A 13,363-nucleotide genomic window follows, 5' to 3' on the forward strand; every position below is an offset into this window, starting at 1 on the left:
GCGGCGGACGGAACCCCGGAATGCCGGCGCGGCAGGATGCGCGCCGAACGGCTCTTGTTTAAATTTTTTCAAAGTTCGTGGCTGCCTGTCGCAGGTCCGCGATAATCGGACGATTCGCCGTCGCACGCGGTTGCGTCGCGGCGAATGCGCCGGTCGGCGGCGTGATAATCGGCTGTTGCACGAGTGCCCGTCTGCAGTTCGAATGGAATCTCGCGGCGATCGGGCCAGCGGATTATCGCGAGTTTCGCCGAAAAACGCCAGATTGGCGCCACGCGGGCGGGCCGGGCCGCATGCTTGACGCATCGGGGCGGCTCGGCGACGATGAGGGCCGTTCAATCCAGGCCGACGACGGCCGTTTCGCCGCCCGGGGCATGGCGGCGGGAAACGTATCCGACCGTGCCGCGCGAATAATACGAATACGAAACGATGAGCCTCTACGCACTCAAACCCAAATTCCAGAACCATCTGCGCCCGTTCGCGAATTCGCTCGCCGAACGCGGCGTCACGGCCAACCAGGTCACGCTGTTCGCGGCCGGCGGCTCGATCGTCGTCGGCGCGCTCGCCGGGCTCGGCGTATTCGCCCGCGCGCTGTTCCTGCTGATTCCGCTGTGGCTGTTCGCGCGGATGGCGCTCAACGCGATCGACGGGATGCTCGCGCGCGAGCACGGGCAGAAGAGCACGCTCGGCGCGTACCTGAACGAACTGGGCGACATCGTGTCCGACGTCGCGCTCGTGCTGCCGTTCCTCGCCATTCCCGCGTTCGCTCCGGCGGACGTCTGGCTGTTCGCGCTGACGGCGGTGATCGTCGAATGCGCGGGGCTGATCGGCCCGCTCGTCGGCGCGACGCGCCGCTACGACGGCCCGTTCGGCAAGAGCGACCGCGCGCTGGCCCTCGGCGCGTTCGCGCTGTGGATCGGCCTCGGCTTCCCGGTCGGCGGCGTCGCCGCGTGGCTGTGGCGGCTGCTGATCGTGCTGTCGATCGTGACGGCGGTGCGGCGCGTGCGGGCCGGCATCGCCGAAGCGGGCCGCTGACGGGCCCGGCGCCGGAGGGCGGCGCCACACCATTCGAATAACGAAACGAGAGAGATCGCATGAACGCACGCACGGCCCGTGAGGCCGATTTCATCACGCACGACGGCGCAACGCTGTTCTATCGTCACTGGCCCGCGACGGGCCCGCGCTGCCGCGGCGCGATCGTGCTGCTGCATCGCGGGCACGAACATTCGGCGCGCGTCGCGCACCTCGTCGACGAGCTCGACCTGCCGGATTTCGCCTTTTTTGCGTGGGATGCACGCGGCCACGGCCGCTCGCCGGGCGCGCGCGGCTACAGTCCGAGCGCGGCCGCGTCGGTGCGCGACCTGCAGACCTTCGTCGAGCATATCCGCGACACGCATGGCATCGCGATCGAGGAGCTGGCTGTCGTCGGCCAGAGCGTCGGCGCGGTGCTCGCGGCGACCTGGGTGCACGATTACGCGCCGCCGATCCGCGCGCTCGTCGTCGCGTCGCCGGCATTCCACATCAAGCTCTACGTGCCGTTCGCGCGGCCGGGGCTGCGGCTGATGCACAAGCTGCGCGGGCTGTTCTACGTGAACAGCTACGTGAAGCCGAAATTCCTCACGCACGACCCGGAGCGGATCGCGAGCTACGCGTCCGATCCGCTGATCACGCGGCCGATCGCGGTCAACATGCTGCTCGACCTGCACGATACCGCGCAGCGGATCGTCGCCGATGCCGCCGCGATCACCGTGCCGACGCAGTTGCTGATCTCGGGCGCCGACTGGGTCGTGCATCGCGGCCCGCAGGACCGCTTCTTCGAACGGCTCGGCGCGGCGCGCAAAGAGCGCATCGTGCTGCCGGGCTTCTATCACGACACGCTCGGCGAGCGCGACCGCGCGCAGGCGCTCGCGCCGCTGCGTGCGTTCGTGCTGCGCGAGTTCGATGCGCCGAGCCCGCGCGTGTCGCTTGCCGACGCCGACCGCCGCGGCGCGTTCCACGACGAATACGCGGCGCTCGGCCGGCCGCCGGCCAGCGTGTTCGCGCGGGCGTACTGGGCGCTCACGCGCGCCGGCCTGAAAGCCGGCGGCGCGCTGTCCGACGGCATCGCGCTCGGGCTGCGGCTCGGCTTCGATTCGGGCTCGACGCTCGACTACGTGTACCGCAACCGCGCGCAGGGGCGGTTCGGCATCGGCGCGCTGATCGACCGCACGTATCTCGATTCGCCGGGCTGGGTCGGCATCCGCCAGCGCAAGGTGCATCTGCAGGAACTGATCGGCACGGCGATCGGCCGCCTGCGCGGGAACGGCACGCCGGTGCGGATCGTCGACATCGCGGCCGGCCACGGGCGCTACGTGCTCGACGCGATCGCCACGGCCGCCGAGCGCGACGGCGCGGCGCCCGACGACATTACGTTGCGCGACTACAGCCCGCCGAACGTCGAGGCCGGCCGCGTGCTGATCGCCCAGCGCGGCCTCGAGCCGATCGCGCGCTTCGAGCGCGGCGATGCGTTCGACGAGGCATCGCTCGCGACGCTCGAGCCGCGGCCGACGCTGGCGATCGTGTCGGGCCTGTACGAGTTGTTCGGCGAGAACGCGCTGATCGAGCGCTCGCTGCGCGGGCTCGCGCAGGCCGTGCCACCGGGCGGCTATCTCGTCTATACGGGGCAGCCGTGGCATCCGCAGCTCGAATTCATCGCGCGTGCGCTGAACAACCACCGCGGCGAGTCGACCTGGGTGATGCGCCGCCGTTCGCAGGCCGAAATGGACGAGCTCGTCGCGCGGGCGGGTTTCCGCAAGCTCGACCAGCGGATCGACGAGATGGGCATCTTCACGGTCAGCCTCGCGCAGCGGGTCGACGCGTCATGAGCGCGCTCGGCGGCGGCGCGGACGCGAGCGGCGGGCTGGCCGAGCCGGCGGCCGGTGCGCGCGACGCGTCGTTCGCGCTGCGCTTGTGCTGGCTTGCGGCGATGGGCGCCGTGTTCTTCTCGACGTACGGCTTCGCGAACTGGCTCGCCGCGCGCCGCGAAGCGGTGCCGACGTTCGCGTTCGGCTGGGAGCATGCGATCCCGTTCGTGCCGTGGACGATCGTGCCGTACTGGTCGATCGACCTGCTGTATGCGCTGTCGTTCTTCTTCTGGACGCGCCGCGACGATCTGCTCGATCACGTGAAGCGGCTGTTGACCGTGCAACTGGTGTCGGTCGCGTGTTTCGTCGCGTGGCCGCTGCGCTTCGGCTTCGAGCGGCCCGACGCGGGCGGCGTGGCCGGTGCGCTGTTCACGCTGCTGATGGGTTTCGACAAGCCGTTCAACCAGGCGCCGTCGCTGCATATCGGGTTGCTCGTCGTGCTGTGGGCCGTCTATGCGAAGCACGTGCGCGGCACGTTCGCGCGCGTCGTGCTGCATCTGTGGTTCGCGGCGATCGGCGTGTCGGTGCTGACGACTTACCAGCATCACGCGATCGACGTGCCGACCGGGGCGGCCGTCGGCTGTCTCGCGCTGTTCCTGTTTCCGCTGCGCGATGCGGCGGGCCGCTTGGCCGGCGCCGAGGCGTCGCCGTCCGCGGCCGGTCGCGCGCTCGCGCGCCGCTATGCGTTCGGCGCCGCGCTGGTCGCGCTCGCGGCGCTGGCGTGCGTGCCGCGTGCGCCGGGGTGGGCGCTGGCGGCAGGGTGGGTCGCGCTGGCGCTCGCCTGCGTCGCATGGGCATACCGGCGCGGCGCGCCCGGCGCGTTCCAGAAGGATGCGGAGGGGCGGTTTCCGGTTTCCATCGGCTGGCTGCTTGCGCCGACGATCGCCGGCGCGTTCGTCAATTCACGGCTGTGGACGTTCCGGCACCCGGCGCCGGTGCGGATCGACGAGCGCGTGTCGATCGGCCGGACGCCGACGACGCGCGAGATCCGGCGCCACGGCTTCACCGCACTGATCGACCTGACCGCCGAGATGCCGCGCTGGGCGGCGGCCGATGCCTCGCTCGCATATGCGTGCGTGCCGCAGCTCGACCTCGTCGCGCCGACGGCGGCGCAGCTCGCGCAGGCCGTCGCGGCGCTCGGGCGGCTGCACGACGACGGGCGTGACGTGCTGGTCTGCTGCGCGCTCGGCTACGGGCGCAGCGTGCTGTGCGCGGCCGCTTGGCTGGCCGCGCGGCGCGGGCTGACGGATGCGCGCGACGCGCTGGCTGCGGTGCGCGCGGTCCGGCCGCACGCGGTGTGGTCGGATGACGGCGTGGCCGTGCTGCAGCAGTGGATCGATCGCCGTCGCGACGCGGAGCCGGTGTGATGCGCGATCGGTCCGGCCCGTTCAGGATTGCCGCCGCGCGCGGCGTGCTCGATGCGGGCGTGTGGGCGATCGCGGTCGCGCTGGCCGCGGCCGGCGCGGGCGGATGGATCGCGGCGGGCTGGCCGTCGGCGACGCTCGCCCGCGTGCTGCTGGCCGTCGTCAGCACCGGATCGGGGATCGCGGCGCTGTGGTACGCGGTGCGCATCGAGATCGATCGGCGGCTGTTTGCCGCGCTGGCGCGGGCGGTGGACGGCGACGGGTCGGTCGACGACGGGCTCGCGGCGCTCGACCGCGCGCTCGCCGATCTGGGCTGGATCGATGCGACGAAGGCCGGGCGCACGCTCGACGCGCGCGTGCGCGGCGCGGTCGGGCTGTGCCGGGCCGCCGTGCTCGTCGCGGTCGTGCAGTGGCTCGTCGTCGGTATCGCGATCGCGGTGTCGCCGATCGGCTAGCGACGCATGCGACGCGTCACGCGTGACGCGCGGGCCGTCCGTTGCGTCCGCGTGCGCTGGGCCTCGTACATCGCCTGGTCCGCATGCTCGATCAGCGCATTCACGTCGGTACCGTCGTCCGGCAGCATCGCGATGCCGACCCTGACGCCGAGCCGCAGCGCATGCCCGTCGAATTCGAACGGCTCGCCGGCCCGTGAGCGCGTCGTGCGTCGCGCGCAGGTAGCGTTCGTTCGCTTCGTTGCGGGCCGCGTGGAACATCGCGGCGGCGATCAGGTCGGCCATCAGCCGCAGCGTGCCCGAATCGGCCGGCGACATCACCTTCAGCACGCCGATCGTCGTGCCGACATGCGTGAGCGGCATCACGAGCATCGAGCGCAGGCCGACCCGGCGGCACGCATCGCGATCGACGCGCGGGCCGGTTTCCGAATCGCTGCAGTGCAGCAACTCGCCTTGCTGCACACACAGGCCCCGACAGGCTGCCCGAGCCGCAACCGTAGCGCGAACATCCCGGCGGCCATGCCCGACGCGGCGCGGTACACCATGTCGTCGCCTTCGGCGAATTCGACCGCGGCGGCGCTCGCGCCGGTGAGCTGCGGCACCTGCTAGGCCATCACCCTGCCGAGGTCGAGGCCGAGTTTCGCGATTTCGGCCTGAGCCGCGCTGCTGCGCAGCAGCGTATCGGCGGACGGGGTGGCGGAGTCGACGATTTGATCCAGGTCGGTTTTCCATGAAGAAAGTACGTCGCGCGGCGCGTACTTGCGGTAGCATACGCGCCGCTTGCGGCAGCGCATTCCGGCCGGTCCGCAACGGAACGTGGCCGATGCCCGGCCAGCCGTATCGCGCCGGCGGTATGCCGTTCCAGCCGTCCGGCTGGCAACGGCGCAATTCTTGCCATTCACTCTTCCTGCGCAGCATTTCCGACCGAATTGAGATTTTTTCGCTTCTCAGTCGCGAATCACGGTAAGTTTTGTTCTATTTTTGAGATAGTGTGACGAATGATGGGCGCCGATGCCAGGCGTCCCTCAGCGCGACGAACCGGTTATTCAAGCATCCGCCGCGTCGTACCGATAAATGCAATCAAGCCAGATATGAGGGGAAGCAGAGGGGATGTGCACTCACGGGCATAGCTGCTTTGCGCGCGCCGGTTGCGACGCGCAGGATCACCGGACGATCGTGACGACGCGAGGCCGCGCATGAAGCCCGCCGTGTCGCTGTTCGTCCTGACGGCCGCGATGACCGGCGCTTTCCATACGGCCGCGCTGTCGGCCGCACCGATGCCGGCCGTGCCGGCCGCCGCCTCGACGGCCGGGGCCGCTCACGCGGCGGCGCCCGATGCGGCGTCGGCCGCGGTGCCCGCGGCAGCGCCGGCGGCCAGCGCGCCGGCCGCCGGCCTGCCGGCGACGACCGTTCATGTGCCGTTCGCATCACTCGGGGCGTTCGATCCGCTGCGTCTGCGCGGCGCCGACGACGCCCGCACGATCAACGCCGGCGTGCGGCTCGACCGCGTGATCACGGGCGCGCGCTTGCGCCTGACCTACGCGTATTCGCCGTCGCTGATCTTTCCGCTGTCGCACCTGAAGGTGTCGGTGAACGGCGAGGTGGTCGCGACCGTCCCGTTCGACGCCGCGCGCGCGGGCCGTACGGTCACGCAAGAAATCCCGATCGATCCGCGTTACTTTTCCGATTTCAACCAGATCGGCCTGCGCCTGATCGCGCATTACACGCTCGACCATTGCGAGGATCCGACGAACTCGGCGCTGTGGGCCGACGTGAGCCCGACGAGCGAGCTGATCCTCGACGAATCGCCGGTGCGCCTGCCGAACGATCTCGCGCTGTTGCCCGCGCCGTTCTTCGACCGCCGCGACAATGGCCGCGTGCGGTTGCCGTTCGTGCTGCCTGCCGCGCCCGATTCGGCGACGCTGCGCAGCGCGGGCGTGCTCGCGTCGTGGTTCGGCGCGCTGGCCGACTATCGGCATGCGCGCTTCCCGGTAGCGACCACGCTGCCGGCCGACGACCAGGCCGTCGTGGTCGGCACGGCCGCGACGCTGCCGGCCGGTCTCGCGCTGCCGCCCGTGAACGGCCCGCTGCTCGCGGTCGCCGACAACCCGGCCGCGCCGGGCCGCAAGCTGCTGGTCGTCACGGGCCGTACGGCGGCCGAGGTCGACGACGCGGTCGCGACGCTCGTGCTCGGCCGCGCGGCGCTGTCGGGGCCGGCGGCGACGGTTGCGCACGTCGATCTCGGCGCGCCGCGCAAGCCGTACGACGCGCCGCGCTGGCTGCCGGTGAACCGGCCGATCGCGTTCCGCGAACTCGTGAACGACCCGCGCCAGTTGGAAGTGCGCGGCACGACGCCCGACGCGATCCGGCTGAACCTGCGCGTGCCGGCCGATCTGCATTCGTGGAACGGCGCGGGCGTGCCGATCACGCTGCGCTACCGCTACACGGCGCCGACCGTGCAGGACAATTCGACGCTCGCGGTCGAGATCAACGACCAGCTCGTGAAGTCGTACCGGCTCGGGCCGGCCCAGGCGGAGGACGCGCACGGCCGCATGCAGCTGCCGCTGCTGTCGGTGCCGGAAGGGCGTGTGACGAGCGACGTCGACATTCCCGCGTTCCGCGTCGGCAGCGGCAACCAGCTGCAGTTCCGCTTCACGCTCGATTCGCAGAAGACGGGCCTGTGTTCGAGCACGGCCACCGAGCCGCAGCGCGCGGCGATCGATCCCGATTCGACGATCGACTTCTCGCACTTCGTCCATTACGCGCAATTGCCGAATCTCGCGTTTTTCGCGAACAGCGGCTTCCCGTTCACGCGCTTCGCCGACCTGTCGCAGACGGCCGTCGTACTGCCCGACCGGCCGTCGCCGCAGGAACTCGAGGCCTATCTGACGATGCTCGGCCACATGGGCGAATGGACCGGCTTCCCGGCGCTGCGCGTGCAGGTCGCGCGGCCCGGCGACGTCGCCGCGCTGTCGGGGCACAAGGACCTGCTCGTGATCGACGGCTCGCCCGCATCGCCGCTGCTCGCGCAGTGGCGCACGGCGCTGCCGCTCGCGATCGGCGAGCAGGGCGGGGCCGGCGGCGCGGGCGCGACGCGCGTCGCGTTCACGGTGAAGGAGCGCTGGCGCAACGGCGTGGGCGTCGCCGACGGCGGCGCGCACATCGAACAGGCGGGCCCGCTCGCGGCGCTCGCCGGTTTCGAGCTGCCGGGCAGCCGCGGCCGCAGCGTCGTCGCGCTGACGGCGACCGGCCAGCCGCGCCTCGGCGATCTGCTCGACGTGTTCGAGAACGCCGGGCTCGTGTCGCAACTGCAGGGCGACCTCGCGCTGGTACGGCCGGGGCAGGTCGACAGCCTGCGGGTCGGCGAGCCTTACGTGGTCGGCTTCGTGCCGTGGTATGCGCGCGTGTGGACCGAGGCGGCGCGGCATCCGGTCGTGCTCGGCGCGGTCGGCGTCGTCGCGGGGCTGCTGCTCGCGCTCGGCGTGTTCAGCGTGCTGCAGCGAATCGCCGCGCGTCGACGGGGGATGTAACGGATGGCGCGGGCAATGACGAAGCGACGGGCAACGCAGCCGGCGCGGCGTGTCGGCGCGACGCTCGCGCTGGCGGTTGCGATGACGTGCGCGGCGGTCGGCATGACCACGCGCGCGCACGCCGCGGCGGCCGGTGCGGCCGATGCGGCGGGCGCGGGATGCGGCGCGGCGTGGCCGCGCTGGGACGCGTTCAAGCGCGATTTCATCTCGGCCGACGGCCGCGTGATCGACGTCGGCTCGGCCGATTCGCGCACGGTATCGGAGGGGCAGGCGTATGGACTTTTCTTCGCGCTGGTCGCGAACGACCGGCGCATGTTCGACACGATCCTCGCATGGACCGAGAACAACCTCGCGCAGGGCGACCTGAGCGCGCACCTGCCGGCGTGGCTGTGGGGCCGCGCGCCCGACGGCGCATGGCGCGTGCTCGACGCGAACGCGGCGTCGGACGCCGACCTGTGGATCGCGTATGTGCTCGTCGAGGCCGGGCGGCTGTGGCACGAGCGCAGCTATACGGCGCGCGGCGCGCTGCTCGCGAAGCGCGTGCTCGACGACGAGACGGCGACCGTGCCGGGCCTCGGTCTCACGCTGCTGCCGGGGCCGACCGGCTTCAAGCTCGCGAACGGCCAATGGCGCGTGAATCCGAGCTATTCGCCGCCGCAGGTGATTCGCGCGCTCGGCGCGCGGCTGCCCGACGACCGGCGCTGGGCCGCGCTGGCATCCAGCACCGCTCGCGTGCTGCTCGACACCGCGCCGAAGGGCTTCTCGCCCGACTGGGCGCTGTATCGCGCGGGCAAGGGCTTCGGGCCCGATCCGGACACGCACGCGGAGAGCGCGTACAACGCGATCCGCGTGTACCTGTGGGCCGGCACGCTCGACCGCGCCGATCCGCTCGCCGCGCCGCTGCTCGCGCGCTTCGCGCCGTTCGCCGACCATATCGCCGCGCATGGCGCGCCGCCCGAGAAGGTCGATACGACGACGGGCGTCGCGGGGCCCAACGACGGCAACGGCGGCTTCTCCGCGGCCGCCGTGCCGTTCCTCGACGCGCGCGGCCAGCACGCGCTCGCGGATGCACAGGCGGCTCGCGTCGATACGCTCGCGCGCCAGTCGGCGCCCGGCTATTACACGAGCGTGCTGACGCTGTTCGGCCTCGGCTGGCGGGACGGCCGCTACCGGTTCGGGGCGGACGGCACGCTCGACACCCGCTGGGGAGGCCGTTCGTGCGCCGCCCGCTGAAGCGCGCCGCGCCGCACGTCGCGGGATTCGCGTGGCTCGCGTCGTCGGTATGCGCGGCGGCGCCGGGCGCTGCCACGGGCACGGCGATCGCGCCCCCCGCGAACCCCGCGACACCGGCGACCTCGGCTGCCGCCGATGCGCGGCGCGAGCTCGACACCGCGCGGATGTGGGGCATCAAGCATCGCGACGACCTCGCAAGCGATGCGTTGCGCAAGGGTCTGCTGATCGCGCCGGGCGATCCCGACCTGCTGGCCGAACAGGTGCGCGTGCTGCTGCGGCTCGGCGATGCGAAAGGCGCGCAGGCGTCGCTGGCGCGGCTGCAGGCGCAGTCGCCGAATGCGCCTGCCACGCGGCGGGTGGCCGACGAATACCGCGTCGCGACGAGCGGGCGCGGCGAGATGGCGCAGATCCGGCTGCTCGCGCGCAGCGGCCGCGCCGACGAGGCGGCCCGGCGGATCGTCGCGCTGTTTCCGAACGGCGCGCCGTCGGGCGCGCTGGGCGCCGAGTATTACCAGATCGTGTCGAATGCGCCGGGCGGGCGCGAGCCGGCGATCGCCGCGCTGCGCCGCGCGGTCGCCGCCGATCCGCGGGACACGAGCGCGTCGGTCGCGCTCGCGCGGCTGTTGAATCAGCGCGACGACACGCGCGCGGAAGCGAACCGGATCGCGTCGTCGCTCGCGAAGCGCGCCGACGCGGACCATACGGAAGCGATGGCGCTGTGGCGGCGCGTGCTGCAGTCGGCCGGCAGCGACCCCGCGTATCTCGATGCGCTGCACGCGTACCTCGCGCTCGCGCCGGAAGATACCGAATTCCGCGATCGCGCTGCCGGCCTCGACCGGCAGCGCGACGCGCAGCGCCGGCTCGAACGCGATCCCGACTACATCGCGCAGCAGCGCGGGTTGCAGGCGCTCGCGCGCGGCGACCTGGCCGCCGCCGATCCGCTGCTCGCGCGTGCCGCGCGGGCGCGCTCGGACGACGCCGATGCGCTGGGCGGCCTCGGCCTGCTGCGTCTGCGCGAAGGGCGGCACGACGAAGCGCGCGCGCTGTTCGCGCGGGCCGCGACGCGTGCGACCGACCAGCGCGGCAAATGGCAAGGCCTCGCGCGTACCGCGCAGTTCTGGGGGCTGCTCGCCCAGGGCCGCGAAGCGGCCAGCGCCGGGCGCGCGCAGGATGCCGAGCGCGCCGCGCGTGCGGCGCTCGCGATGCAGCCGGACAACCCCGACGCGAAGCTGCAGCTCGCCGATGCGCTGCTCGCGCAGCGCGACTGGGCGCGGGCCGAGCCGTTGCTGCGCGGCTTGCTGGCCGCGCGTTCGCCGAGCCTGTCGGCCGTGCGCGACACGGCCACGCTGTATGAAAACACCGGCCGCGCGGACCGGATCGGCCCGCTGCTCGACGCGCTGCAAGGGCGCGTGACGGGCGCCGACGACCGCCGCACGCTCGACGGCCTGCGCGGCGACGTGCTCGCGAACGAAGCGCGGGCGCTGGCCGACAAGGGCGCGCGCGGCCCGGCCGCGCAGCGCTACGAGGCGGCCGTGCGCGCGGCGCCCGACGCGCCATGGACGCGCTTCGCGCTCGCGCGTCTCTATCGCGACATGGGGCTGCCGCAGCTCGGCCGCACGGTGATGGACGACGGGCTCGCGCGGAGCGACACGCCCGAGATGCGCTACGCGAGCGCGCTGTATCGCAACTCGATCGACGACGTCGCGGGCGCGCAGGCCGCGCTGGCGCCGGTCGACGACGCGCACCGGTCGGACGGGATGCGGGCGCTCGCGCGCAAGCTCGATGCCGAACGCGCGCTGGCCGACGCGCGCGGCGCGCATGCACGCGGGGACCGCGCGGCCTTCGCGGCCACGCTCGCGCACGCGCAGGCGAGCGCGCCGGACGATCCCGACATGCTCGCGGCGATCGGCGCGCAGTGGATCGACGCGGGCGACCCCGAGCGCGGCCTCGCGCCGCTGCGCGACTGGATCGCCGCGCATCCGCGCGAAGCCGACGCGGACGTGCGGTTGCGCTACGGCGACCTGCTCGGCAGCGCGGGGCGCGACGAGGCGCTCGCCGCGTGGCTCGACACGCTGCGCCGCGATCCGTCGCTGACGCCCGCGCAGACGGCGCGACTGGAGGACCAGTCGCTGCGGCTCGTGCTGCGGCAGACCGACGACGCGATCGCACGACAGGACTATGCACGGGCGCGCACGCTGCTCGATCGCGCGAGCCCGGCCGGCCGCGCGGACAAGCGTTATGCGCTCGAACTCGCCGATCTCGAACGCGCGCAGGGGCATTACGACGCGGCGCGCGACGCGCTCGCGCCGGTCGTCGCGCGTACGCCGGACGATGCCGATACGCAGCTCGCGCTTGCCCGGATCGACGAGGACAGCGGCAACCGTGCCGCCGCACGCGAGCGCGTGCAGGCCGTGCTGGCGCGCACGCCGGACGACGACGTCGACACGCAACTGTCGGCCGTGCGCCGCCTGAACGCGCTGCGCCGCCCGGACGAAGCCGCGCAGGTGACGGACCGGCTGCAGGCCGCGTATCCGGCGCGCGCCGACGTGACGGTCGCGGCCGGGCGCGTGGCCGAGGCGCAGGGCCGCTATGACGACGCGGCGTCGCTGTACCGGCTGTCGCAGTCGCAGGAACGCGCGACGGGCGTGAGCCCCGGTCGCGACGGGCTCACGCCCGCGCAGGCCGCGTTCGCGGAGCTCGCGCAGCGGCGCAATCCCGAGATCGAGACCGGCTGGATACCCGCGTACAAGTCGGGCGACGAAGGCATCTCGTCGTATCGCGCACAGCAGGTGCCGATCTATATGCAGATGCCGGTCCGCTACGACGGGCACGTGTTCGCGCAGATCGACACCGTACACCTCGATCCGGGCACGCTCGATACCAGCGACCTGAACGCGTATTCGCTGAAGACGTTCGGCACGTACGCGGCGTTCAGGGCGCAGCCGAATCCGCCGGCCGCCGCGCTGCTCGCGAATCCGCCGGGCTCGCTGCACCAGTCGACCACGGGCGTCGCGCTCGGCGCCGGTTACCTGTCCGATGCGTGGCGCTTCGATCTCGGCACGTCGCCGCTCGGCTTCCCCGTGCATTACCTCGTCGGCGGCGTGCGCTACCGCTTCGACGCGGGCCCCGCGAGTTTCTCGGTGAATGCGTCGCGGCGGCCCGAAACGAGCAGCGTGCTGTCGTACGCGGGGATGCGCGACCCGTGGACCGGCGCGGTGTGGGGCGGCGTGCGCCGCGACGGCGTGAACCTGCGCGCGTCGGTCGACGTCGGCCGCACGAACCTGTTCGCGGAACTCGGCGCGGGCGTGCTGTCCGGCCGCAACGTCGAGCGCAATGCGGAAGTCACGCTACGCACCGGTTTTACGGTGCCCGTGTACGAGCGCGCGATGATGAAGGTCAGCACCGGGCTCGTCGGCAATGCGTGGCACTACGCGCAGAACCTGCGCTACTACACGTACGGGCAGGGCGGTTACTACAGCCCGCAGCGCTATCTGTCGCTCGGCGTGCCGATCGAATGGGCGGGGCGGCACGATGCGCTGTCGTGGGACCTGACCGTCACCGGCGGGATCTCGAACAGCTACGAGAAGGATTCGCTGTATTACCCGACGCTCACCGGCCAGCGCGCCGCGCAGGTCGCGGCCGGGTTCGTGTACGCGGGCAGTTCGACGCGCGGCGTGTCGTTCTCGTACGGCGTGAACGGCATCGTCGAGTATCGCGTGAACCCGCACCTGAGCGTCGGCGCGCAGTTGCATATCGACCGGTCGCACGACTATGCGCCGAGCTCGGCGCTCGTGTACCTGCGCTATGCGTTCGATGCGCGCGCGCCGCGCAACTGGCTCGTGACGCCGACGCCCGTGCGGCTTTATTCGGATTACTAGGGGAAC

Annotated in this window: 9 protein-coding genes and 1 pseudogene; 7 read left to right on the forward strand and 3 right to left on the reverse strand. The window is 72.3% G+C overall.

Annotated features, from left to right (window positions below):
• Positions 1-426: 426 nt before the first annotated feature.
• From CFB81_RS06605 to CFB81_RS06620, 4 genes are read left to right on the forward strand one after another with little or no spacing between them, the layout of a single operon-like run.
• Entirely contained in the window at positions 427-1,032 is a 606-nt protein-coding gene (locus CFB81_RS06605) for a CDP-alcohol phosphatidyltransferase family protein (protein WP_069617178.1), read from the forward strand.
• Positions 1,033-1,091: 59 nt separating this feature from the next.
• The gene (locus tag CFB81_RS06610) at positions 1,092-2,861 is read left to right on the forward strand and encodes a bifunctional alpha/beta hydrolase/class I SAM-dependent methyltransferase (protein ID WP_089434876.1); all 1,770 of its coding nucleotides are present in this window, start codon (positions 1,092-1,094) and stop codon (positions 2,859-2,861) included.
• On the forward strand, positions 2,858-4,267 hold the full coding sequence (locus CFB81_RS06615) for a phosphatase PAP2/dual specificity phosphatase family protein (RefSeq protein ID WP_089434877.1): 1,410 nt from the start codon (positions 2,858-2,860) through the stop codon (positions 4,265-4,267). Before CFB81_RS06610 ends, CFB81_RS06615 begins: the two co-directional genes overlap by 4 nt.
• Positions 4,267-4,719, forward strand: a complete 453-nt coding sequence (locus CFB81_RS06620) for a hypothetical protein (RefSeq protein ID WP_089434878.1) — start codon at positions 4,267-4,269, stop codon at positions 4,717-4,719. The genes CFB81_RS06615 and CFB81_RS06620 overlap by 1 nt, the downstream gene beginning before the upstream one ends.
• Here the strand turns inward: CFB81_RS06620 and CFB81_RS36465 are convergent.
• From CFB81_RS36465 to CFB81_RS36470, 3 genes and pseudogenes are all read right to left on the reverse strand, one after another.
• Positions 4,716-4,877 (reverse strand): diguanylate cyclase domain-containing protein, encoded by a 162-nt coding sequence (locus tag CFB81_RS36465; RefSeq protein WP_256976064.1) that lies wholly within the window; start codon positions 4,875-4,877, stop codon positions 4,716-4,718. The genes CFB81_RS06620 and CFB81_RS36465 overlap by 4 nt on opposite strands.
• 178 nt (positions 4,878-5,055) lie before the next feature.
• A pseudogene (locus CFB81_RS36855) lies at positions 5,056-5,280 on the reverse strand (hypothetical protein); the annotation flags it as partial.
• Positions 5,281-5,321: 41 nt separating this feature from the next.
• Complete coding sequence (locus tag CFB81_RS36470; protein WP_256975993.1) at positions 5,322-5,618, reverse strand: hypothetical protein; 297 nt, start codon at positions 5,616-5,618, stop codon at positions 5,322-5,324.
• Between the two features lie 294 nt (positions 5,619-5,912).
• Between CFB81_RS36470 and bcsB the strand changes: the two genes are divergently transcribed.
• Genes bcsB through CFB81_RS06640 form a run of 3 tightly spaced genes read left to right on the forward strand, consistent with a single transcriptional unit; the run spans position 5,913 to position 13,357 of the window.
• Positions 5,913-8,246, forward strand: a complete 2,334-nt coding sequence (bcsB, locus tag CFB81_RS06630) for a cellulose biosynthesis cyclic di-GMP-binding regulatory protein BcsB (RefSeq protein WP_089434879.1) — start codon at positions 5,913-5,915, stop codon at positions 8,244-8,246.
• A 3-nt stretch (positions 8,247-8,249) separates the two neighbouring features.
• Positions 8,250-9,479: a cellulose synthase complex periplasmic endoglucanase BcsZ gene (gene bcsZ / locus CFB81_RS06635; RefSeq protein WP_089434880.1), complete on the forward strand. Its 1,230-nt coding sequence runs from the start codon at positions 8,250-8,252 to the stop codon at positions 9,477-9,479.
• The gene (locus CFB81_RS06640) at positions 9,464-13,357 is read left to right on the forward strand and encodes a cellulose synthase subunit BcsC-related outer membrane protein (RefSeq protein WP_089434881.1); all 3,894 of its coding nucleotides are present in this window, start codon (positions 9,464-9,466) and stop codon (positions 13,355-13,357) included. Before bcsZ ends, CFB81_RS06640 begins: the two co-directional genes overlap by 16 nt.
• Positions 13,358-13,363 lie beyond the last annotated feature (6 nt).

The sequence above is a fragment of the Burkholderia sp. AU28863 genome (assembly GCF_002223195.1).
Classification (GTDB): Bacteria; Pseudomonadota; Gammaproteobacteria; order Burkholderiales; family Burkholderiaceae; genus Burkholderia; species Burkholderia sola.